This window comes from Vibrio sp. RW, assembly GCF_027587105.1.
Lineage (GTDB): Bacteria > Pseudomonadota > Gammaproteobacteria > Enterobacterales > Vibrionaceae > Vibrio > Vibrio toranzoniae.
Window position 1 is genome coordinate 34,795 of sequence record NZ_JAPPTM010000004.1, and the last position, 22,727, is coordinate 57,521.

17 protein-coding genes are annotated in these 22,727 nt (G+C 46.0%); 3 read left to right on the forward strand and 14 right to left on the reverse strand.

Annotated features, from left to right (window positions below; genetic code table 11):
• Positions 1 to 77: 77 nt before the first annotated feature.
• The 6 genes from accC to OCT63_RS04575 all read right to left on the reverse strand — a co-directional run bounded on the left by accC (position 78) and on the right by OCT63_RS04575 (position 7,381).
• Positions 78 to 1,421, reverse strand: coding sequence for an acetyl-CoA carboxylase biotin carboxylase subunit (gene accC / locus OCT63_RS04550; RefSeq protein ID WP_060468789.1), 1,344 nt, complete (start codon positions 1,419 to 1,421; stop codon positions 78 to 80).
• A gap of 15 nt (positions 1,422 to 1,436) precedes the next feature.
• Positions 1,437 to 1,889 (reverse strand): acetyl-CoA carboxylase biotin carboxyl carrier protein, encoded by a 453-nt coding sequence (gene accB, locus OCT63_RS04555; RefSeq protein WP_046225013.1) that lies wholly within the window; start codon positions 1,887 to 1,889, stop codon positions 1,437 to 1,439.
• A 73-nt stretch (positions 1,890 to 1,962) separates the two neighbouring features.
• Entirely contained in the window at positions 1,963 to 2,412 is a 450-nt protein-coding gene (gene aroQ, locus OCT63_RS04560) for a type II 3-dehydroquinate dehydratase (RefSeq protein ID WP_017055898.1), read from the reverse strand.
• Positions 2,413 to 2,738: 326 nt separating this feature from the next.
• Positions 2,739 to 4,688 carry an acetate--CoA ligase gene (gene acs, locus OCT63_RS04565; RefSeq protein ID WP_269983295.1) on the reverse strand — a complete coding sequence of 650 codons (1,950 nt, stop codon included), beginning with the start codon at positions 4,686 to 4,688 and terminating at the stop codon, positions 2,739 to 2,741.
• 216 nt (positions 4,689 to 4,904) lie between these two features.
• Positions 4,905 to 5,537, reverse strand: a complete 633-nt coding sequence (locus OCT63_RS04570) for a 3'-5' exonuclease (protein ID WP_269983296.1) — start codon at positions 5,535 to 5,537, stop codon at positions 4,905 to 4,907.
• Positions 5,538 to 5,548: 11 nt separating this feature from the next.
• Positions 5,549 to 7,381, reverse strand: coding sequence for a DUF294 nucleotidyltransferase-like domain-containing protein (locus OCT63_RS04575; RefSeq protein ID WP_269983297.1), 1,833 nt, complete (start codon positions 7,379 to 7,381; stop codon positions 5,549 to 5,551).
• Between the two features lie 228 nt (positions 7,382 to 7,609).
• Here OCT63_RS04575 and OCT63_RS04580 point away from each other — a divergent pair, with 228 nt between their 5' ends.
• Both OCT63_RS04580 and OCT63_RS04585 read left to right on the forward strand, forming a co-directional pair.
• Positions 7,610 to 8,800 (forward strand): 3-phenylpropionate MFS transporter, encoded by a 1,191-nt coding sequence (locus OCT63_RS04580; protein ID WP_161680456.1) that lies wholly within the window; start codon positions 7,610 to 7,612, stop codon positions 8,798 to 8,800.
• A gap of 129 nt (positions 8,801 to 8,929) precedes the next feature.
• A complete protein-coding gene (locus OCT63_RS04585; protein ID WP_443088542.1) occupies positions 8,930 to 12,361 on the forward strand; it encodes a hybrid sensor histidine kinase/response regulator in 3,432 nt (1,143 codons plus the stop codon).
• A 98-nt stretch (positions 12,362 to 12,459) separates the two neighbouring features.
• Here OCT63_RS04585 and OCT63_RS04590 read toward each other — a convergent pair whose 3' ends face one another.
• The 4 genes from OCT63_RS04590 to OCT63_RS04605 all read right to left on the reverse strand — a co-directional run bounded on the left by OCT63_RS04590 (position 12,460) and on the right by OCT63_RS04605 (position 16,414).
• Positions 12,460 to 13,845, reverse strand: a complete 1,386-nt coding sequence (locus tag OCT63_RS04590) for a class II fumarate hydratase (RefSeq protein ID WP_269983299.1) — start codon at positions 13,843 to 13,845, stop codon at positions 12,460 to 12,462.
• A gap of 12 nt (positions 13,846 to 13,857) precedes the next feature.
• The gene (locus OCT63_RS04595; protein ID WP_269983300.1) at positions 13,858 to 14,244 is read right to left on the reverse strand and encodes a hypothetical protein; all 387 of its coding nucleotides are present in this window, start codon (positions 14,242 to 14,244) and stop codon (positions 13,858 to 13,860) included.
• Between the two features lie 189 nt (positions 14,245 to 14,433).
• Positions 14,434 to 16,137, reverse strand: coding sequence for a sodium:solute symporter family protein (locus tag OCT63_RS04600; protein WP_017055890.1), 1,704 nt, complete (start codon positions 16,135 to 16,137; stop codon positions 14,434 to 14,436).
• A 10-nt stretch (positions 16,138 to 16,147) separates the two neighbouring features.
• Positions 16,148 to 16,414, reverse strand: coding sequence for a DUF4212 domain-containing protein (locus tag OCT63_RS04605; RefSeq protein WP_017055889.1), 267 nt, complete (start codon positions 16,412 to 16,414; stop codon positions 16,148 to 16,150).
• Between the two features lie 415 nt (positions 16,415 to 16,829).
• Here OCT63_RS04605 and OCT63_RS04610 point away from each other — a divergent pair, with 415 nt between their 5' ends.
• Positions 16,830 to 18,581: a potassium/proton antiporter gene (locus OCT63_RS04610; protein ID WP_161680501.1), complete on the forward strand. Its 1,752-nt coding sequence runs from the start codon at positions 16,830 to 16,832 to the stop codon at positions 18,579 to 18,581.
• On the opposite strand, the gene OCT63_RS04615 is transcribed toward OCT63_RS04610, so the two are convergent.
• From OCT63_RS04615 to pyrI, 4 genes are all read right to left on the reverse strand, one after another.
• Complete coding sequence (locus tag OCT63_RS04615; RefSeq protein ID WP_046225019.1) at positions 18,578 to 19,207, reverse strand: response regulator transcription factor; 630 nt, start codon at positions 19,205 to 19,207, stop codon at positions 18,578 to 18,580. The two genes, OCT63_RS04610 and OCT63_RS04615, sit on opposite strands and share 4 nt — an antisense overlap.
• 212 nt (positions 19,208 to 19,419) lie before the next feature.
• Entirely contained in the window at positions 19,420 to 21,273 is a 1,854-nt protein-coding gene (locus OCT63_RS04620; protein WP_269983301.1) for a protein-disulfide reductase DsbD, read from the reverse strand.
• Positions 21,274 to 21,444: 171 nt separating this feature from the next.
• Positions 21,445 to 21,933 (reverse strand): arginine repressor, encoded by a 489-nt coding sequence (locus OCT63_RS04625; RefSeq protein WP_017055885.1) that lies wholly within the window; start codon positions 21,931 to 21,933, stop codon positions 21,445 to 21,447.
• A 329-nt stretch (positions 21,934 to 22,262) separates the two neighbouring features.
• Positions 22,263 to 22,727, reverse strand: a complete 465-nt coding sequence (pyrI, locus tag OCT63_RS04630; RefSeq protein WP_269983302.1) for an aspartate carbamoyltransferase regulatory subunit — start codon at positions 22,725 to 22,727, stop codon at positions 22,263 to 22,265.

Sequence of the window (22,727 nt, forward strand, 5' to 3'; positions counted from 1 at the left end):
GCTCTAAAAACAAAAAATGCCCACCGAAGTGAGCATTTTACCTGTTCTTAAAAGAACGAATGATTGAAGGCTAGCTTCTATTGTAGACCGAGCTTCTTCTCAAGGTAGTGAATGTTTGCACCACCGTGTTGGAAGTTTTCGTCGTTCATAATAGCCAATTGAAGCTCAGTATTAACGTTAATGCCTTCAATTATCATCTCACCCAATGCGTTCTTCATACGAGCGATAGCAACATCACGGTTCTCACCGTAAGTGATCAGCTTACCAATCATTGAATCGTAGTGTGGTGGCACTGTGTAACCACTGTAGATATGAGATTCCCAACGTACACCCATGCCGCCTGGAGCATGGAAACGTTGAATCTTACCTGGTGAAGGTAGGAAACGAACGGGATCTTCCGCGTTGATACGACATTCGATGGAGTGACCGCGCAGCTTAATATCATCTTGAGTAAATGATAGAGGCTGACCAGCAGCAATACGCAGTTGCTCTTTCACTAGGTCGATACCCGTTACCATTTCAGTAATCGTGTGCTCAACCTGGATACGAGTGTTCATTTCGATGAAGTAGAACTCACCGTTCTCGTATAGGAATTCAAATGTACCTGCGCCGCGGTAACCAATCTCAAGACAAGCACGAGTACAACGTTCGCCGATGTACTTACGCATCTCTTCAGTAATACCTGGCGCTGGTGCTTCTTCCACAACTTTCTGGTGACGACGCTGCATTGAACAGTCACGCTCACCGAGGTGGATAGCATTGCCTTGGCCATCTGCAAGTACTTGTACTTCAATGTGACGTGGGTTTTCTAGGAATTTCTCCATGTAAACCATATCGTTGTTGAAACAAGCTTTTGCTTCTGCACGAGTCATTGCGATAGCTTCTGTTAGTTCTGCTTCAGAACGAACAACACGCATACCACGACCGCCGCCGCCGCCAGATGCCTTGATGATTACTGGGAAACCAATGCGCTTAGCATGCGCTTTGTTTTTCGCGTCGTCGTTATCAAGAGGACCGTCAGAACCTGGTACACAAGGTACGCCTGCTTTCTTCATTGACGTGATAGCTGACACTTTGTCACCCATAATACGAATGGTTTCAGCTTTAGGACCAACGAAGATAAAACCACTGCGCTCTACCTGCTCTGCAAAATCTGCATTTTCAGATAGGAAACCGTAGCCTGGATGGATAGCAACAGCACCTGTAACTTCAGCTGCGCTGATGATACGAGGAATGTTCAGGTAGCTATCGATACCACGAGCTGGGCCGATACAGATGGTTTCGTCTGCAAGAAGTACGTGCTTAAGATCGCGGTCAGCCGTTGAGTGAACCGCTACCGTTTTGATACCAAGTTCTTTACATGCACGTAGAATACGTAGTGCAATCTCACCACGGTTTGCGATTACTAATTTATCTAACATAATGAGTGCTCTCTATTATTCGATAATTACTAGAGCTTGGTCGAATTCTACTGGTTGACCATCTTCAACTAGAATCGCTGTCACAATACCAGACTTATCAGCTTCGATTTGGTTCATCATTTTCATTGCTTCAACGATACATAGAGTTTCGCCAGCCGTTACAGATTGACCAACCTTAACGAATGGTTTTGCATCTGGGCTTGGAGCACCGTAGAAAGTACCAACCATTGGAGAAAGAACTTGGTGACCAGTTGGAGCTGCGGGAGCTGCTGCTTCCACTGCTACAGGTGCCGCTGCAGGAGCTGGAGCCGCTACAGGTGCAGGAGCTGCTGCATATTGAACCGGTGCTACAGGTGCTGTGCTGTTACGACTGATTCGTACTGACTCTTCACCTTCAGAGATTTCTAGTTCAGAAATACCAGACTCTTCAACCAATTCGATTAGCTTTTTGATTTTGCGAATATCCATTGTATCTTTCTCTTTATCTGTTAATTGAACTTACTCTATGACTGAGTAGGTTAGTATAGTTCGTTGTTTATGTTTACTTTGAGTTGAGCTTGCTGAGCGCAGCGGTCAAAGCAAATTGATAACCTTGGGCCCCTAAGCCACAAATCACACCTTCTGCTTTATCAGATAGGTAAGAGTGGTGACGGAATGGTTCACGCGCGTGAACATTCGATAGGTGAACCTCAATAAATGGGATAGCAACACCAAGTAGTGCATCTCGCAGTGCCACACTGGTATGTGTAAAGGCGGCTGGGTTGATAATAATGAAATCAACGCTTTGAGAAGCACTATGGATAGCTTCAATCAGTTCATACTCGCGATTTGACTGTAAGTGAGATAGCTCAACATCATGTGTTTTCGCTTGCTCGGTCAATGAGCTAATAATCTGGTCAAGTGTTTGAGAACCGTAATGTGCAGGTTCTCGAAGGCCTAACAGGTTAAGGTTTGGGCCATTTAAAACTAGAATGCGAAACTTTGTAGACATTATGGGGCTATCTTCCTTTATCGTGATTACGAACGTGAATGTTGCCATTTTATTGAAAATTTGGGGTTAATTTCCAGTAAGGAAAACCCAAATTTAAAAATTAGAACCAGATTATAGCTAATTCAGCGCAAATCGCAGCAATTTACTGGTCTAATCTCCTATTGATACAACATGGAATTGTTACCAACTTAACAAAAAAGCGCCTTAGCCTTAATTTGGGGCTGGATATTTGAGATCAAGATCAGCCATAAAAAAACCGCCACATAGGTGACGGTTTAGGATGAACCTGTTTTAAACAGTAATTAGCTGATGTGACTGGTTGATGATTATGCCAGTTCGGCTTTCTCGGCGATGAGCTTATCTACCACACCAGGATCTGCCAGTGTCGAAGTATCACCTAAGTTACCCGTATCGCCTGTGGCTATCTTACGTAATATACGACGCATGATTTTACCCGAACGAGTTTTTGGCAAAGAGTCTGTCCAATGCAGTACGTCGGGTGTTGCGATTGGGCCAATCTCTTTACGTACCCAATCTTTCACTTCTTTGTGTAGCTCTGCGGTTGGAAACTCACCATCATTAAGGGTGATATAAGCATAAATGGCTTGGCCTTTAATATCGTGAGGAATACCGACAATCGCTGCCTCTGCAATTTTGTCGAACGCCACTAGAGCCGATTCAATCTCAGCGGTACCCATACGGTGACCAGATACATTAAGCACGTCATCGACACGGCCAGTGATCCAGTAGTAACCGTCTTCATCACGACGAGCGCCATCACTGGTAAAGTACATGCCTTTAAAGGTAGAGAAGTAAGTCTGTTCAAAACGATCATGATCGCCATGGACAGTACGCATTTGGCCTGGCCAAGAGTCAAGAATCACAAGGTTGCCGTCAGTCGCGCCCTCAATGATGTTGCCCATGTTGTCGACAAGCGCTGGTTGCACACCGAAGAATGGGCGAGTCGCCGAACCCGGCTTTAGATCGGTTGCGCCCGGTAGTGGTGCGATTAAGATGCCGCCCGTTTCTGTTTGCCACCAAGTATCGACAATTGGAGATTGCTCATTACCAATCGTTTTGTAGTACCACTCCCACGCTTCTGGGTTGATAGGTTCGCCTACTGAGCCCATGATTCTTAGGCTGTCACGAGAAGTACCTTCAATGGCTTCGTTACCTTTCGCCATCAGCGCACGAATCGCCGTTGGTGCAGTATAAAGAATATTAACTTGGTGCTTATCGACCACTTCGCTCATGCGGTTAGTGTTCGGGTAGTTCGGTACGCCTTCAAACAGAATGGTCTTTGCACCATTGGCAAGCGGTCCGTAAACAAGGTAAGTGTGACCGGTAATCCAACCCACATCCGCAGTACACCAGAAAGTCTCGCCTTCTTGGTAGTCGAATACGTATTTGAAGGTCATTGCTGCATATACTAGGTAGCCACCTGTGGTGTGCATAACACCCTTAGGTTTGCCCGTAGATCCTGACGTATAAAGGATGAATAGTGGGTCTTCTGCGTTCATCTCTTCTGGTGGGCAATCTGCCGATACGTTTGCGATAGCATCATGCCACCACACATCACGGTGTTCATGCCAAGCAACATCACCGCCAGTGCGTTTGAATACGACAACCTTCTCGATGTTTTTTACTTCAGGATTCGTCAGTGCTTCATCAACATTTTTCTTCAGTGGAACCGCGCGGCCGCCACGCACGCCTTCATCGGCAGTGATTACGACTTTAGAGTTTGAATCGATAATACGACCAGACAGTGCTTCTGGTGAGAAACCACCAAATACTACCGTGTGAACCGCACCGATACGGGTACACGCCAGCATGGCAACTGCCGATTCAGGCACCATTGGCATGTATAAACAAACCACATCACCTTTGCGTACGCCTTGCTCTTTTAGAGCATTTGAAAACAGGCACACTTCTTTGTGTAGTTCGTTAAAGGTTAGGGTTTTATCATCAGCAGGGTCATCGCCTTCCCAGATGATAGCGACTTCATCACCGCGCTCAGCAAGATGGCGGTCGATACAGTTAGCCGAAACGTTAAGCGTGCCATCTTCAAACCAGCGGATGTCGATGTGGCCAGGGTCGAAAGAGGTATTTTTTACTTGTGTGAAAGGCTTAATCCAATCAACGATTTTTCCGTGTTCACCCCAAAAGCCTTCAGGGTCAGAAACAGATTGCTGGTACATGGCTAGGTAAGTGTCATTATCCGCGTGTGTGGTTGATTTAATATTTTCTTTTACCGGATAAACGTGGGCTTCACTCATTGCATCTCTCCTTGTGCCTACATTCCTAATGAACTGGCAACTTCCTTTGTGTTCAGTTTCTAAGTCTATTACAGGACTGTCTGTGTTATCACTCTCAGCTAGGACGATGATTTCCACAATTAGACTTTAGGATGAGATGCTGCTTTCTACTTACAAAATAGCGAGTTAAGTTCATTTTTGCGAGATTGCTCTCTATGTGGAAATGCACTAGTTGAATTAAGAATAAGAGGAGTTGAAGCGAGGTAGATCACCGTATTTTAGGCGAATAAAGATCAGTGCAGCAGAGATAGCGTCTTGTAATGCATCATGTTTATTGGTGGAGATAGGCAAATCTAGCTGACGACAGATGGCGTCCATACTGAGATCGAAATAGGCATTAGGCAGCTGTCTTTCGAGTGTGTCTTGATAAAGTTGGCTCACTTCGACTAATCGGTTAGGCAGCGGAAATCCAAGCTGTTTTAAACAGGCGCGGTCGAGGATTTTTTTATCATAGCGGATGTGATAGCCGACTAAAGGTCTATTACCGATGAAGTTCAGTAGCTCGATTAAAGCCTGTTTTTCTTCAATGCCGTGCTTAAGATCTTGATGGCGAATACGGTGGATTTTTATGGAATTGCAATCGAGCGATTGAGGCGCTCGTAGTCGAACTTCAAAAGGTTGGCTGGTAATGATTCGGTTACCGATGATCTTGGTCGCGGCAATAGTGACTAATTCCGCCTGATTAGGGTCGAGGCTGGTGGTTTCACAGTCGAGTGATACATATTCATGAATAACAGGCGCAGCAAACAGAGGCTGATACGGAGAGCCTTTGAGCTTGTAATGCCAGTAATAGCGAACCAGTCTATTCATCGTTCAGTCGTCTAATCCCGTATCTGATAGTGATAGCCGAGCCATTGCTTGAACTTTTTAACGACATGCAGGCTATGACGCAGCAAATCTCTGTCTGCTCGATCCATCAATTTAATGTTGATCTTATTACTGCTGTGCTGTTGTGATAGTCGCTGGGCCAAACGCCACTTAAAGAACTGTTTGAGCGCTTCACCGAGGTTATCGGCTGTGCTTTGTTCTAGTACGTTCTTGCTGACTAGCTGTTCAATGCGCTCAAAGGTGTTGTTTACGGTCACGCCGTGTTCAAGACAGAGTGCTCTAATGCCATGCACGATAGGGAAAATACCGCCTTGTTTGATGTCGAGCCCTGATTTGGACTGTTTCACGTTACCAAACAGGGTCAAGGGAACTGAAAAGTTCAGGGCTGGACGGCAGAACTCGGTCAGAATCAACTCTTGTCCGAGCATTAAATCACTGAGGTGCTGTTTCACCGGTTTTAATAATTCTCTATTACCCGCGACGGCGTGCGCATCCGCCATAATCGCAACCTCCATCACGCTATCGGGAGAGGCTTTCTTCACCCAACTCGTGAGGATGTGTTTCCATTCTTGCTGTGAGTGTACCCATTTCGGATTGTTGACCATCACGTTGCCAGGGCAGAGTGGATAGCCCAATTGCTGCAATGTGTGGGTGAGGTCGTTCATGGCACTTTGGCATTGATGCCACTCCAAACCATCTTGAATAATCAGAGCGTTGTCTTGATCGGTTTTGAGAATTTGCTCTCCACGCCCTTCTGAGCCCAACACGATTAAGCAGCAATGATTGTGCAGCGCTGGTGGGATAACCAACTCAAATGCTTTCTCTATGATCTGTTCATTAACAGCAGAAATCAGCTCTATGATAAAGCGTGTGTGAATCCCGTTACTGAGCAAGCTCTCGACCAGTTGACGCTGTTTGTTAGAAGCCATTGCCAATTCTTCAATGCTGGTGGCTCGCGCGATTCGCAAAGTCAGCACGTGCGAGTGAGTTGAGAACGCACTGAGAATCTGCGTCATGTCCAACATACCCACAGCATTTTGGTCATCACAAACCATCAGCCTTTTCACCTTGTTTCTGGTCATAGTAATCATGGCATTGAACAAGAAGTCACCTTGGTTAACGTGCAACACTGGGAAAGTTGCTATCTCGCCAACTGCGCTATCGAGCGGGCGATTGTCGAGCATCACTGCATGCAATAAATTGGTCCGAGTGACGATGGCATACGGGAAAATAGATGATGTTCCAAAAGTATTGAGTTGATGATGATCTAGGTGGACTAAGGCCGAATCTAATCCCTGTTCTTTTAGGGTTTGAGTGACTTGGTTAATCGGCTGGGTTGGTTCCAATATTAGCGGTGGGTGATAAATAGAGTCGTCTACTTTGGTTAGTATGAACTCGGCAAGATTCTGTTGCTGTTGAGCGGCTTCAATCAGTGCTTTTCGGGTCGATAGGTTGCTATCAAAATAAGCCGCAAATTGGCCGTTGGCATGGTAAAGCTCAAGGAATACATCGGTTGGCAGCAAATAACTTAAGGTATCTTCAAGCGCGACATATTGGTGCTTGGTATGAGACTCAAACTGGCTACGGACATCAAAAATATCGTCATTGGCATAGTGCGCGTAGATTTCCCCATCGCTGCTGGCTCGTTCTTCAACAGCCCCTTTAATAAGAATATGCAAATGACGACTTGGTCGGTCGGCCTCCAATATCACTTCGTGTGTTCGGTAGTAAACCACATCTAATGATGATCGCAGCGTTAGCTGTTCTGTATCGGACAGGCTATCGAAGGGTGGGTGCTGCATATTAAATTTATCAGGCATAAACATCGAAAGAATTAGGAATCTCTTTTCAGTCTGACAAATTACCAGCGAACCTCCAGACGACTTTAGTCTAAACGCAAATGCAGTTCTCGGTTGAAGTATGATTTTGTTGGAGAGTGAAGTGACGAGTTGAGTCAATATGGGAACGCTATCTTAGTAATAATTCCCTTTTTCATTGTATGCGAGATAGGCATAATTGGTGCTGCCTTTTTCCATACACTTTATAGGTCATTTATGTTTAGCCCTTCACCTTATGGTTGGATTTCCCAGTATTTCCTTGGTTTCTTTTTTGCCTATGGTGTTTATTTGCCATTTTGGGCGTTGTGGTTTGAAGATCAAGGCGTCTCGGCTGGTGATATTGGGGTTTTAATTGGTATCGGCTTTGCGACGCGTTGTGTTGCAAACCTAGTGATTACGCCGCGCATCCATAAAGTGGAGCACTTAATGCCAGCTCTGCGTTGTCTGAGTTTTGCCGCGCTCTTGTTTGTCGGTTTCCACTTCTTCACCGGTGGCAGCTTTCTGCTGATGTTGCTAGCCACGGTATTATTCAATCTATGTTGTGGCCCAATTATTCCGTTGTCTGACGCCATGGCGAATCATTACAGCCGCCTAAAAATGCTTGATTATGGACGTACTCGATTATGGGGTTCGATTGCCTTTATCGCGGGCTCTACAGTGGTTGGCTATCTGGTTGCTGAATTTGGCACAGACATGATTTTGTATACAGCACTTGCGGGCGTGTTGTTGTCACTGGTGTTGGCGATGAGAAGCCCTAACGTGATGCCAGTAACGCAATCTGAGCAACAAACGGTGCGACCGAAGTTAGGTGAGTTACTACGTGAGTCGTCAGTGGTGAAATTCTTAGCCTTGATGGCGTTGTTGCAAGGTAGCCATGCGGCTTATTACAGCTTTAGTGCGATTTATTGGAAAGAAGCAGGGCACTCAGAGGCGATCATCGGTTATTTGTGGAGCCTAGGTGTTGTCGCAGAGGTGGCTGTGTTTGCTTTAAGTAAGCGTTTATTTTCTGGTTGGTCACTGCGTACTCTTTTTGTGGTCGCGGCAATAGGGGTAATGGCTCGTTGGGGAATTACGGCATCGACTACGGCAATTGGTGCTTTGATTTTGGTTCAACTGTTGCACGGCGTGACATTCGCAATGGCTCATATTGCGGCGATTCAGTACATTCAGTCTGAAGAGCAAAACAAAATGGTGGCTTTACAAGCGCTTTATAACGCCATTCCATTGGGGGCGTTTATTGCTCTAATGACAACGTTGAGTGGCTGGGGCTATGAGTTATGGGGGGCTAATATTTTCTGGGGTATGGCTGCGATGGGGGCTCTTGCGTTATTTATTAAGCTTGATGAAAGAAGCTCGGTTGTTGAAGTTAATCAAGTTGGGTCTGAACAACTTGAAGCAAAAAGTTAGTGGCGAAGTACATTATTAAAGCCCAAAGCACAGAATTTAAGTGATGCGATTGAGTTAATGGTGCATCCTTAGTTAAATGAAACCTCTCCCTTATGGAGAGGTTTTTTTATGGATGAAAAAGGGTTGTTAATGCAAGGATGGATAGTAATTCCAGTCTCTTTAGCCTACTTGGGCGTGTTATTTCTGATCGCTTGGTATGGAGACCGACAGGTGCGTTGGCTTTCGCGTTGGCGCCCATGGATTTATAGTCTCTCCATTGCGGTGTATTGTACCTCTTGGACGTTTTATGGGACGGTCGGGCAGGCGAGTGATAACCCTTGGTCTTTTCTTCCTATCTATCTCGCCCCCATTTTAGTGTTTACGTTGGGGTGGCGGATCTTAGCTCGGCTGATCCTTATTGCGAAGCGCGAGCACATCACTTCTATTGCCGACTTTATCGCGGCTCGCTACGGAAAATCTCAAGGCTTAGCCGTTGCTGTCACCATTATTGCTGTGGTGGGTATCCTTCCTTATATCGCACTGCAACTTCGTGGCATTACCATGGGATTGGATATTGTTGCGCCCAACCTAGCCACTGATTTTGGCTATCAGGACTATCACGTTTCTTGGTTTGTGGTCGGTGCATTGGCCATTTTTACCATGCTGTTTGGTACCCGGCACATCGATAACACAGAACATCACCGCGGTATGATGATGGCTGTGGCGTTTGAATCTATTGTTAAGCTTGCGGCATTCTTGATTGTCGGCTTGTTTATTATTTATCTGGCGATGAGTCACGATAAAATTGACTTGCTTGATGTTGCAGCATCCACGTATGAATCCCCCAATATTCCTACCTTAGTCATTCATACCGTTTTGACCATGTTGGCGATTGTTTGTTTACCGCGTCAGTTTCATACCATGGTTGTGGAGAACGAACGCCCTCAGGATTTACACACAGCACGTTGGTTATTTCCGGTTTACTTGATCTTGATGGGGTTGTTTGTACTACCCATTGCCTGGGCCGGTCAGGGGTTACTCACTAACATGCCAGCAGATACTTATGTGATAAGTGTGCCAATGGCGGTAGGAGCGAACCACATTGCTTTGCTCGCTTTTCTGGGCGGCACATCAGCTGCGAGTGGGATGGTGATCGTATCGACTATCGCATTAGCGATCATGGTGTCGAATGATTTAGTGATGCCGTTGTTGTTGCGTCGTATGCGCCTAACTCAGAGAACGCATAAGCATTTTTCTGGTTTGTTGTTGGTGATTCGTCGCGGATTAATCCTATTGCTTTTACTTGGTGCGTGGGCGTTTTATCAGGCACTCGATACCATTCATTCACTGTCGGCGATCGGGTTTCTTTCGTTTGCGGCTATTGCTCAGTTTGCTCCAGCATTAATTGGTGGTTTGTATTGGCGCCCCGGAAATCGAAAGGGGGTTTATGTGGGGTTGCTTGTCGGCTCGGTGGTCTGGCTTATTACCCTGATGAGTCAAACCAGTATGCTGGCTGGCGATAGTGAGAGTAACTTACTACTGTGGATCATCACGCCCCCTGAACTGCTGATTAGCTGGGGTGTCAGCAGCTCAAACTGGGGAATTGTGATGAGCATTTTACTCAATACCTTGTGCTATGCGGTGGTCTCGATATCGACCAGACCAAGCCTAAGTGAGCGCTTGCAATCAGCCACTTTTATTGGCACACCGTTACCTGAAAATGAGAACATCAGTCTGTATCAGAGCCGCGTGACGGTGGCTGAATTAGAGATGTTGGCGTCGCGTTTTGTGGGCCGAAAGCGTGCGAAAAGTGCCTTACACAGTTATTGGCAGCAACACGGACAGCCGCTGCTTCCTAACCAACAAGCACCAGCAAGCCTGATCCGACATGCAGAGCGCGTACTCGCTGGGGTGTTCGGTGCTTCTTCTGCTAAGTTAGTACTTACTTCCGCTTTGCGCGGAAGAAACATGCAGCTTGAAGAGGTCGCGACTATCGTTGATGAAGCCTCTGAGCTGTACGATTTCAGCCGTGGCTTATTGCAAGGTGCGATTGAACATATTGGCCAAGGCATCGCAGTGATCGATAAACAAATGAGGTTGGTGGCGTGGAATCAACGTTATTTAGAACTGTTTGAATTCCCTGCAGGCTTGATTCAAGTTGGCCGACCCATTTCAGATGTGATTCGTCACAATGCGCAGCAAGGTCTATGTGGCCCGGGTGACCCAGAAGATCACGTTCGACGTCGTGTCTATCACCTTGAACAAGGTACTCGACATACCTCTTCACGTATTCGCCCCGATGGACGAGTCATTGAAGTGCAAGGTAATCCGATGCCAAGTGGTGGTTTTGTGATGAGCTTTACCGACATCACGGTATTCAGACAAGCAGAGCAAGCGCTAAAAGATGCTAATGAAACCTTAGAGTTGCGAGTACACGAGCGAACTCAAGAATTAGAAAAGCTTAACCATCGCTTGGTCAAGGCAACACAGATCTCTGATCAAGAATCTCAATCTAAGAGTCGTTTTCTCGCGGCAGTAAGCCACGATTTGATGCAGCCATTGAATGCGGCACGCTTGTTTGCTTCGTCACTTTCTGAGATGGCAAAAGAGCAAGAAGTGAAGCAGCTTTCGTCCCATATCGAGAGTGCACTCGGAGCCGCGGAAGATCTGATTGGTGACCTGCTGGATATCTCTCGATTGGAATCGGGGAAATTAGAAACCAACACCCACGCGATCGCAGTGCGTGATGTACTAGCCAATTTGAATGCCGAGTTTAACGCCCTAGCCACTCAGCAGAACATTGAGTTTAAGATGGTCCCATCGTCGCTATTTATTCACTCTGATCCGAAGTTATTAAGGCGTGTTATTCAGAACTTTTTGAGCAATGCATTTCGTTATAACCCAGAAGGTAAAGTGATACTCGGAGCGAAACGAGTTAACGGTCAGGTTCGAATCGATGTATGGGATAATGGAACCGGTATTGATGAAGATAAACAGCAAGAGATCTTTGAAGAGTTTACTCGTGGTAGCCAAGTGCGCGCCGATCAAGGTTTGGGTTTAGGGTTAGCTATCTCTAAAGGTATTGCTCAAGTACTCGGTCATCAAATATCGATGCGCTCATGGCCGGGGCAAGGCAGCGTTTTTTCTATCACCTTAGCGAGAGCAGAAAAGGTGGCTCCGGTTGTTCAAGTTTCAGCTCCAATGGCCACTAGCGATATCGAACACCTAAAAATACTATGTGTCGATAATGAACGAGAAATCTTAGTTGGCATGGAGAACTTGATAGGCCGTTGGGGGTGTGAAGTGAAGACCGCTGTCGACTTAGTCGAAAGTTTGAAGTGCCTAGAGAATGATTGGCAGCCAGATGTGATCTTCTCGGATTATCGTCTCGATAATGATCGAACGGGTCTGGAAGTGTTACAACAGTGTCGTTTACGCCTTGGAGATTCTTTTGAAGGCGTCATCATCAGTGCCGATAGAACCGATGATATGTTGGCAGCGATAAAGGCTAACAACTTTAGTTTTATCGCTAAGCCTGTGAAGCCGCTCAAACTCAGAGCGGTACTGAATCGTGTGAGTTAATGAAATTAACATCCAAGATATGAAAAAGGCCTCGTATGAGGCCTTTTTTTGTCTCTGCTATTTCAGCGAGTTTCAGCAAATGCCTGTCAGCTTGCTAACTAGCCGGCAATACCACCCTGCGTCAGTGTGGTTGGGTCAAGCAGCTTGCTGAGTTCTTCTCGGCTAAGATCGGTTTCTCTTTCGGCGACATCAAGGATCGGTAATCCTTCTTTGTAAGCCTTTTTAGCAATATCAGCCGCCTTCAAGTAACCAATCACAGGGTTAAGTGCCGTGACGAGAATTGGGTTCTTTGAAAGCGCTAAATCAAGGTTGTCTTGTCGTACCGTGAAGGTAGCAATCGCTTTATCAGCCAATGCGACGGAACTGTTTGCTAGCAGCTCAATACTTTCTAATACGTTATGAGCAATCACAGGCAGCATCACATTCAGTTGGAAGTTGCCCGATTGGCCTGCGACAGTGATGGTAGTGTCGTTACCAATCACTTGCGCCGCCGCCATTGCTGCGGCTTCTGGAATCACAGGGTTCACTTTACCCGGCATGATAGATGAGCCCGGCTGTAGTGCCTGCAATTCAATTTCACCCAAGCCGGCCAGTGGCCCTGAGTTCATCCAGCGAAGATCATTTGAGATCTTCATGATCGCAACGGCTGCCGTTTTTAGCTGGCCAGAGAATGCTACGATCGCATCTTGGCTGCTGAGGTTAAAAAAGAAGTTTTCACTTGAGGTAAAACTGATCTTTGTCGATTGAGAAAGATTGATCGCAAACTTATCGGCAAAGCGTGGCTCAGCATTGATCCCTGTACCTACCGCTGTGCCACCTTGAGCAAGTGCCTTGATTGCTGGCAAGCTGCTTTCAATCGCTTGCTTGGCGTGTTCTATCTGACACTTCCAACCACCAAGCTCTTGAGCAAAGGTTATCGGCATCGCATCCATTAGGTGGGTACGGCCAGTTTTGATTATCTTAGCAAGCTCATGTTGTTTTACAGCAAGCGCTGCAGAAAGGTGGGTTAATGCCGGCAACAACTTATTTTCTGCCATCAGAGCGACACTGACTTGGATTGCGGTTGGCACCACGTCATTACTGCTTTGCCCCATGTTTACGTGATCATTGGGGTTCACGTCGCCTTGCAAGCTTCTTGAAGCGAGTGTCGCAATCACTTCATTGGCATTCATGTTGGAGCTGGTGCCAGAGCCCGTCTGATAGACGTCAATAGGAAATTGCTCGAGGTGTTTACCCTCGATGATCTCTTGGCTGGCTTCGGCTATCGCGTTGGCAATATCACCTTCCAATAAACCTAACTGAGCGTTGGTGTCAGCGGCGGCCTGCTTAATGAATGCCAGTGCTTGAATAAAGCTGGTTGGCATCTTGTGTGAGCTAAAAGCGAAGTTATCTGCAGCACGTTGAGTTTGTGCTTGGTATAGCGCATCAGCAGGGACTTTCACTTCGCCCATGCTGTCTTTTTCAATCCGAAATTTTTGGGTCATCTTCTATCCTTATTAGCCAAGTGGCGCTTGGACTTGTTGTAGTATTTGGCTGAGATTCAAAAAACGCGCTTGGCCCTGTGGTTGCTGGCAATAATGGCGTTTTAAATAAAATAGTGGCGCGTGAATAGAGTCTAGGCAGATATGACGAAAGGTGAAACTGCGACCTGGTGATTCGATTGCTTCAATTAAATGGAAGAACACTTGGCGCAGGTACAGTTCACACAGCAAGGTATTTTCTTGGGTGGCATGCCTTTCATAATAAGTAGAAAGCGTAAGCGCACACTCGATGTAGTCTCGAATCACAAACGGCTCGTGGCCTTGAACTTGTTCTAATGAAGCAAAGCGATCTTGTGCTTTGTAAAACCTCGAATAGAGACCCTGCTGTTCTTTTATCATCATTTGCATCTCTTCATTGGATGTTAATGATAATTATTATCAAATGAGGTTTTAAAAACAACCCTTTATTTTTCTTTTTATAAAATGAAAGGGGGAAAAGAAAAAGCCGATACATGAAGTATCGGCTTTCTGAGATTCAGTACCTAATCCCTACAATGTAAGTACTGATTCATTTTTTCTAAACATCTCTGCTTAGTGGTCGTGAGCTTCACCAGCACCTTTAGGGTAGCGGATAGACTCAACCATCTCTTGTACATCTTCAGGAACTTCAGCTGTCACTTTATTCACTGCAATTGATACGACGAAGTTTAGACACATACCTAGCGTACCGATGCCTTCAGGGCTGATACCAAACCACCAATTTTCAGGTGTGCTTGCTGCAGGGTTAATGAACTTGAAGTAGATGATGTAGCTTGCCGTAAAGGCGATACCCGTCAACATACCCGCAATCGCGCCTTCCTTGTTCATCTTCTTGTAGAAGATACCTAGGATGATGGCAGGGAAGAAAGATGCGGCGGCAAGGCCGAAGGCAAATGCTACTACCTGAGCTACGAAGCCTGGTGGATTAATACCTAAGTAACCGGCACCCACAATCGCGACCATGGCGGCCAAACGAGCGGCTAACAGCTCCTGCTTGTCGGTCATGTTTGGTCTGAAGCCTTTCTTCAACAAGTCATGTGAAATCGACGTTGAGATTACCAATAGTAGACCAGCGGCTGTTGATAGTGCGGCTGCTAGGCCACCGGCGGCCAGTAGTGCTACAACCCAGTTTGGTAGTTTTGCTAGCTCTGGAGAAGCCAGTACAATGATGTCACGGTTAATATTCATCTCGTTTCGTTCATCGCCCGAGTAGAACATTTTGCCATCGCCATTCTTGTCTTCCCAGCCCACTAGGCCAGTGCTTTCCCAGTTTTTATACCAGCTTGGCGCGTCTACTGCGGTGACACCTTGCATGTCTGGGCCGTTGATTGTCTCGATCATGTTTACACGAGCGAAGGCTGCAACGCCTGGTGCTGTTGTGTATAACAATGAGATGAACAGTAGAGCCCAACCCGCTGAGATACGTGCATCACGTACTTTTGGTACCGTGAAGAAACGAATGATTACGTGTGGAAGACCGGCTGTACCAACCATTAGAGCCGCACAGATGAAGAAGACGTCGACAGTGCTCTTGTTACCTTCGGTATAGGCGGTAAATCCGAGCTCTTCGGTGAGGCCATCCAGTTTATCAAGTAGGTAAACATCAGTACCTGTGATCGTCGAACCCATGCCAACTTGTGGTAGCGGGTTACCCGTCATCATAATTGAAGTAAAGATAGCAGGGACAAGGAAGGCGAAAATGAGGACACAGAATTGAGCTACCTGCGTATAAGTGATGCCTTTCATGCCACCCAGTACTGCGTAGAAGAACACAATACCCATACCAATGATGATACCTAGGTTAATGTCGACTTCTAGGAAACGAGAGAATACAACGCCTACACCACGCATCTGACCTGCAACGTACGTGAATGATACGAAGATTGCACAGAATACCGCGACCATACGGGCTGTTTTCGAGTAGTAACGCTCACCGATGAAATCAGGAACCGTAAACTGACCGAACTTACGTAGGTAAGGTGCTAAACATAGCGCCAGTAGTACGTAACCACCTGTCCAACCCATTAGGTAAACCGCACCGTCGTAACCAACGAATGAGATGATACCTGCCATTGAGATGAATGATGCTGCCGACATCCAGTCAGCGGCAGTCGCCATGCCGTTTGCTACTGGGTGTACACCACCGCCAGCAACGTAGAATTCACTGGTTGACCCTGCACGAGCCCAGATTGCGATGCCGATATATACTGCAAAAGTAATACCGACGAGAATAAACGTCCAAGTTTGAATATCCATGTTCTAGCCTCTAGTCTTCCTGTACGTTGTATTTTTTGTCGAGCGCGTTCATGCGTACAACGTAAATAAATATCAGCGCAACGAAGGTGTATATCGAACCTTGTTGAGCGAACCAAAAGCCGAGCTTGAACCCGCCAAACTGAACGGTGTTAAGGGCATCCACAAATAAGATGCCAGCGCCGTAAGACACTGCGAACCAGGTCGCGAGCAGTGTTCCCATAATCCCCAAGTTTTCTTTCCAGTAGGCTTGAGCATGTTCCGTAGATTCGAACGCCATTGCCTTCTCCTTTATTCCGTTTTCGTAGAAACCGTGTCTTTATAAATTAATATGTTAATGTAATGTTACGATTTAGAATGTAGCAAGGATAAGTCAAGGTATCTGTGCAACTTTAGTCGGGACATTATTAACGCTAATGTACTGAAATTTGGGACTGAGAAGCCATAAGTGCAAAAAAATGTGATGTTGCAATGTTGTTAAATTAGCCAAAGGTCTAACAAAAAAGTCTGAATTAGTGCGTTGGTCATAAAATTTAACAATGAAATGACAGATAAATTGTCTCTGAACCCGTATATGTCATGAACAACGATATAATTTTGTTATAGTAAAAAGGCATGTTCACCGACCGTGCATTGCTTTACGGCAAACGTTTGACATGCTTAAAGCACGGTGTTGTATTCTTTAGGGGAACGAATTGGACGCAATAACTATCAACCACTTGTTTTTAACTGGTGCAGTATTAATCTCCATCAGTGTGCTTTTCTCACCAGTGTCCTCTCGATTGGGCATTCCTATTCTTTTGATCTTCCTTTTCGTTGGTATGTTAGCGGGTGAAGATGGACTCGGTGGCATTAAGTTCGATGATTATTCACTGACATACTTGGTGAGTAACCTTGCGCTTGCCGTAATTCTTCTGGATGGCGGTATGCGAACCAAAGTTGCGAGTTTCAAAGTGGCTTTTTGGCCATCACTCTCGTTGGCAACCGTAGGGGTAGCATGTACTGCAACCTTAACGGGTCTAATGGCAGCTTGGTTATTTGACCTTTCGTTTATGCAGGGGATTTTGGTTGGAGCGATTGTCGGTTCAACCGATGCTGCTGCGGTATTTTCTTTGTTGAAAGGGCAGAGTCTCAATGAGCGTGTGGGTTCAACACTAGAGATCGAATCCGGCACTAACGATCCAATGGCGGTCTTTCTGACGGTGACTTTAATCGCACTGTTGGGCAACCCAGATGCCGATATGGGGGGAGCTTTCCTACTCAAAAGTTTTGTAATGCAGTTTGGTATCGGCATTGTTGTCGGAATTGGCGGTGGTTGGATTCTGTGGAAATCAATTAATCGAGTGCAGCTGGCTGATGGTCTTTATTCTATTTTAGTGCTCAGTGGTGGCATTGCTCTGTTTGCATTCTCTAACATGCTCGGCGGCAGCGGGATTTTATCGATTTACCTCGTAGGTCTGTTCATCGGAAATCGCCCGACTCGCTCTCGACATTCTATTCTCAATGTTCTTGATGGGATGACGTGGTTAAGCCAGATCGTGATGTTCTTGGTGTTGGGTTTATTAGTGACACCATCGACGTTGATGGACATAGCAGTACCGGCACTTGTGCTTGCTTTCGGTATGATTTTGTTTGCTCGTCCAGTGTCTGTTTGGTTGGGTTTACTGCCGTTCAGAAACTTTACCACCAAAGAGCGTTGGTTTGTGTCTTGGGTTGGTTTACGTGGCGCAGTACCGATCATTTTAGCGGTTTTCCCGATGATGGCTGGTTTGCCAAATGCGCAGCTGTATTTCAATATCGCCTTCTTCGTGGTGATGGTTTCGTTGATTGTTCAAGGTGGTAGCTTGATGAAAGTTGCTCGATTAGCTCAGGTGACGCTACCACCAACGCCGACACCGATTTCTCGCACGGGGATTGAGATCTACCCTACCAGTGAGTGGGAGATGTTTGTTTACAAGCTGAAAGACGAAAAGTGGTGTATTGGCGAGCCTCTAAAGCGTTTGTCTATGCCTGAAGGAACGCGAATTACCGCACTATTTCGACAAGATGTCTTGCTTCACCCATCGGGCAGTACAGTATTAGAGGCCAATGATATTCTGTGCGTACTGGGCCAAGATAAAGACTTAGGTAGTTTAAGCCAGCTATTCAGTGAAGCTCCGTTAGCCGAAGAAACGGCACGATTTTTTGGTGATTTCTTCCTGGATGTTAGCTTATCAATTACTGCGGTAAGTGACTGGTATGGTATTGAGCTTGGCTCGGAAGAAGAGCGAGAAATGACGCTAAAACAGTTAGTAGAACAAGAGCTTGGTGTATATCCAGTATTGGGTGACAGCTTTGAGTGGCATGACATTAATTGGGTGGTCGCTGAGGTCAATGATTATCAAGTCGTCAAGCTGGGCTTATGTTTACCAAAGACGACTTTAGAAAAGGATATTAGTGAAGCCTAATTGTGGACTTCTTGTAGCAAGATAACGGCTTGAGTTCTGTTTTTCACGTCCAGTTTACGGAAGATAGCGGTCATATGTGCTTTTATGGTCGCTTCTGATACATTCAATTCATAGGCAATTTGCTTGTTAAGTAGACCATCAGATAGCATTCCCAAGACCTTATATTGTTGAGGGGTCAGTGTGGAGAGTTTTTCTGCAAGGTCGCTACAAGCCGCATTATTGGTGATGAGCCCTTCAGGGAAGAATGGATCACCGTTGAGAACTTGGTTGAGTGCACTCAAGAGTTCACGCATATCACTCGACTTAGGAATAAAGCCAAAAGCGCCATGACTTTTAACTTGGCTGACCACGCTGGCATCTTCGCTGGCTGAGATCACGACAATCGGTAAATCTGGGTATTCAGCGCGCAGCTGAATTAAACCTGACATCCCATTTGCACCTGGCATTTTAAGGTCGAGTAACAAGAGGTCGGGCTCATCTTCTTTCTTTAGTAAAGTCAGCAAGGCATCCAGAGAATCGGCTTCAAGAAGGTTCGCGCCACTGATCGCCATATGAACTGACTGAAACAGGGCGTTGCGGAAGAGAGGGTGGTCATCAGCAATGATGATGGTATAGGTCGAATCCATGACGTTCATACTTTTAACAATTTAGTTAAGATTTATTATCATCCTGATTGAGTATGTGGACAATATCTATGCATGAAAAGTCTGAACCATATCGACTTTTATCCCCAGAATAAGAAAGTGTTACTCTGAATAATAAAAAAGCCGCACTGTCATCTCGTTACCGAGGGGCAGTGCGGCTTTCGTTTGGGCTTTTCTTTAGATGAATGTCGTCGTTATAGCTGGTGGTCTTGCATGTGTTTTAAGAATACATCGGCAGGCATAAAACCAGTGACACGAGCATTTGGAACATGGTTACCCTCGCCATCCCAGAACTCAATCGTTGGCAAGCCGAGTACCTGTAATTGTTTAAGCAGTTCAATGTCTTGAGGCATGTTTCTCGTTACGTCAGCCTGCAGCAGTACGAAGTCAGATAGTTTGTTTTCGACATCGGCTTGATGGAAGGTGTACTTCTCAAACTCTTTACACGCCACACACCAATCGGCGTAGAAATCGAGCATCACAGGTTTACCCAGTTTTTTCGCTTCGATGAGTTGGATTTCGAGCTCTTCAACGGTATTGATGCGTGCAAATTGGATATGCTGTTGCTCTACCGTTATGCTCTTCTCCGCAAACCAATAGTTCAACGCCGGTTGTGCGGAAGCGAACAGGCCAAGCATCGCGATGATGCCCACAGCGCTCTGCTTCCAACCGCCGAATGGCAGTGCATTCTTGCTGTGGTACAGCCAACCAAAGGCGATGAAGCCAAGGCCAGACCAAAGCACGGTTGCCCATAACTCAGGGATAATGCGCTCTAGTAAGAAGATAGGAGCTGCCAGCAAGATAAATCCAAATACGATCTTCACCTTGTCCATCCAACTGCCTGCTTTCGGCAGAAGTTTATTACCAAATACCGCCACCAAGATCAGCGGGATACCCATACCCATGGCTAAGGCGTACAGAGCAATAGCACCGGTAAATAGGTCACCACTTTGAGCCACGTACAACAGCGCACCCGACAGTGGCGCAGTGGTACAAGGTGAACACACCAAGCCCGAGATCGCACCCATCGCGAACACCCCCAAGGTATTGCCACCTTGTTGCTTGTTACTTTGGTTGTTGAGCCAAGTTTGGATACTGCTCGGCAGTTGCAGGTTATAAACGCCAAACATCGACATCGCCAACGCCACGAACAGAACGCTCAACGCAATTAATACGTAAGGATGTTGCATCGCAGCTTGGAACTGCATACCCGCAGAGGCAACCACTAAACCCAATAAGGTGTAGGTTAACGCCATGCCTTGCACATAAATGAACGACAGCATCAGCGCACGACCTTGGCTGAGCTTGCCACCACCTAAAACGATACCCGTTAGAATTGGATACATAGGCAGAACACACGGCGTAAAGGCTAAACCAACACCGAGCGCTAAGAATAGTAATGGTGTCCACCAACTGTCACCGAGCTTATCTGCTAAGCCTGCGTCTTTTGAAACGGGTGCACTGGATTGTGAAGTGGTGTTACTTGCAACGTCTGCTCTTGGGGAAGCTTGTTGTGTTGAAGCTTCGGTCTCATTGCTAGCAGCCGATGAGTCTTGCGACACGGCATTAGCTTGAGAGTCGCCTGAACCTGTAGCCGTAAATGGCTCAATGTCGATGATTCGAGTTTCGGGTGGATAGCAGAAACCCGCGTCCGCACACCCTTGGTATTTAACGATCAGCTGTGAGCCATCTTGGTAACTCTGTAGCGGAACTTGCACGAACAACGGTTGAGTATAAATGCTCACCTCACCAAAAAATTCATCTTGGTGTGGTTGGCCATCTTCTATTTCAACATTACCGATCGCGAGATTTTGACCGCTGAAAGAGAGGCTATGTTGGTAGAGGTAGTAGCCTTCTTTTACTTGCCAGTCGAGAAGCACCTTGCCGTCTTGCTGGTAGTAATTGAAAGGGAAAGCTTGGTCTACAGGGACAAAACCATTGTTATTGCCTCTGAAGCTTGGCTCGGCGTTGTCATTTCCAAAAAGCGCCCACGCAGGCTGGGTGAATAGGGAAATACAAACAAAAAGTAATGTGGCAAGTCGTCGCATACTATTTAGTCATCAAAATGGAGTTGAAGGTATCTTAACTCAATCAGACCGTAATAGTTTGTGATTAGTTTCATCGACAAATAAATATCCCCTTGGAGAAGTGAAGCATTGGCTTGCCGTATCTAAGGGGAGTTATGGATTTAAGTGCTTAGTTTTGTGCAAGTGAGACGCTTAGGCGACGCCCAAACGTGCTTTTACCACTTGTTCGCAGGCATCAATATTCATCGTGTCTTTTGGAATAATTAACACCGTGTCATTGCCGCCAACGGTACCGATAATTTCAGTGTGTGGGTCGATATCGACTAATCTTGCGACCAGCTGTGCACAACCCGGGTGAGTCTTTACTATCACCATAGCTTGGTTGTGAGTAATTAATTCGATTTGCGAGGAGATGGATGCGTCGACACGTACCGGTGCACTCTCAACAGTTATGCAGTAGACCTTCTTACCACAGGCGTTTTGAACTTTTACAACGCCGAGTTGTGACAAAATGCGAGATACGGTCGATTGACTAATACCTATATAGCCAATGTCGACGAGTTTCTCTCTCAGTTGATTCTGGGTCGAGAAGCTTTGTTGTTGTAGCAAGCGTTTGCACGCTGCAGTCAGTGTTTTATCTTCAGCTGAATACAAGCAACCGTGCTCAGTGATTTCGTTCATGAACAACTCCTTAAGGTCAACGTGTGGATATCGCTTGTCCATAGCGTCGAACGCACTCCCAAAGCCGTAGAGTACAATGATTAATTAGGGCTTACCGATGAATCCCGAAATAAAGAAGGGAGGGTATGCGAGATGTATGATCATCTATTCACTAAGTCTAACACTAAAGGATAGTTATCTTTTTGAAGATGATCACCAAACAATATTCTGGTTAAGTGCTTTTATTTTGGTTTTTTATTCTTTGGTTGAATGGATATTTATTCCAGGTTGAGAATAAATATCCATTAGGATTAAGTGGTTTTTTGTAGCAAAGGTAATAGCGCTAAGGGTTAGCGAATTTCGCTCATGATCTCGCGAGAGAATACTTTTTCACAATAGTGACATTTTAGCTGTACGTTTTCGTGTTTTAGCTGCACTTTAAAGCTACTTTCGACCGGTTCATCGTGTGAAATACAGTTGCTATTTGGGCAAGCGAACACACTGTTGATTTGCTCTGGCAGCACAAGGGTTAGCTTGTTGACTACTTTGTACTCTTCAATTTGGTTGACTGTGGCTTGCGGCGCATACAGAGCCAATTGGTTGGCTTGTTCCTTGGTCAGAAAGATGTTCTCAATCTTGATCAGGTCTTTGTTACCGAGTGCTGATGATGGCAGGTTTAACCCCATGGTGATGCGTTGTTCTGTTTTATGCAGCTTAAACAGTTTAAGGATTTTTATACCAAGGTGAGCAGGGATGTGGTCAATGACGCTGCCGTTACGGATCGCTTCTACTTGTAGCTGAGTTTGTTTAACCAT

Bases quoted from the DNA above. Each gene is read 5' to 3' on its own strand.
- aroQ (WP_017055898.1), bottom strand. From the start codon at position 2,412: ATGTCTACAAAGTTTCGCATTCTAGTTTTAAATGGCCCAAACCTTAAC.
- accB (WP_046225013.1), bottom strand. From the start codon at position 1,889: ATGGATATTCGCAAAATCAAAAAGCTAATCGAATTGGTTGAAGAGTCT.
- OCT63_RS04585 (WP_443088542.1), top strand. From the start codon at position 8,930: ATGCAAGGATGGATAGTAATTCCAGTCTCTTTAGCCTACTTGGGCGTG.
- OCT63_RS04620 (WP_269983301.1), bottom strand. From the start codon at position 21,273: ATGCGACGACTTGCCACATTACTTTTTGTTTGTATTTCCCTATTCACC.
- OCT63_RS04625 (WP_017055885.1), bottom strand. From the start codon at position 21,933: ATGAACGAAATCACTGAGCACGGTTGCTTGTATTCAGCTGAAGATAAA.
- OCT63_RS04590 (WP_269983299.1), bottom strand. From the start codon at position 13,845: ATGACCCAAAAATTTCGGATTGAAAAAGACAGCATGGGCGAAGTGAAA.
- OCT63_RS04615 (WP_046225019.1), bottom strand. From the start codon at position 19,207: ATGGATTCGACCTATACCATCATCATTGCTGATGACCACCCTCTCTTC.
- OCT63_RS04580 (WP_161680456.1), top strand. From the start codon at position 7,610: ATGTTTAGCCCTTCACCTTATGGTTGGATTTCCCAGTATTTCCTTGGT.
- OCT63_RS04600 (WP_017055890.1), bottom strand. From the start codon at position 16,137: ATGGATATTCAAACTTGGACGTTTATTCTCGTCGGTATTACTTTTGCA.
- OCT63_RS04575 (WP_269983297.1), bottom strand. From the start codon at position 7,381: ATGTTTATGCCTGATAAATTTAATATGCAGCACCCACCCTTCGATAGC.
- OCT63_RS04605 (WP_017055889.1), bottom strand. From the start codon at position 16,414: ATGGCGTTCGAATCTACGGAACATGCTCAAGCCTACTGGAAAGAAAAC.
- pyrI (WP_269983302.1), bottom strand. From the start codon at position 22,727: ATGGTTAAACAAACTCAGCTACAAGTAGAAGCGATCCGTAACGGCAGC.
- OCT63_RS04595 (WP_269983300.1), bottom strand. From the start codon at position 14,244: ATGATGATAAAAGAACAGCAGGGTCTCTATTCGAGGTTTTACAAAGCA.
- OCT63_RS04570 (WP_269983296.1), bottom strand. From the start codon at position 5,537: ATGAATAGACTGGTTCGCTATTACTGGCATTACAAGCTCAAAGGCTCT.
- acs (WP_269983295.1), bottom strand. From the start codon at position 4,688: ATGAGTGAAGCCCACGTTTATCCGGTAAAAGAAAATATTAAATCAACC.
- accC (WP_060468789.1), bottom strand. From the start codon at position 1,421: ATGTTAGATAAATTAGTAATCGCAAACCGTGGTGAGATTGCACTACGT.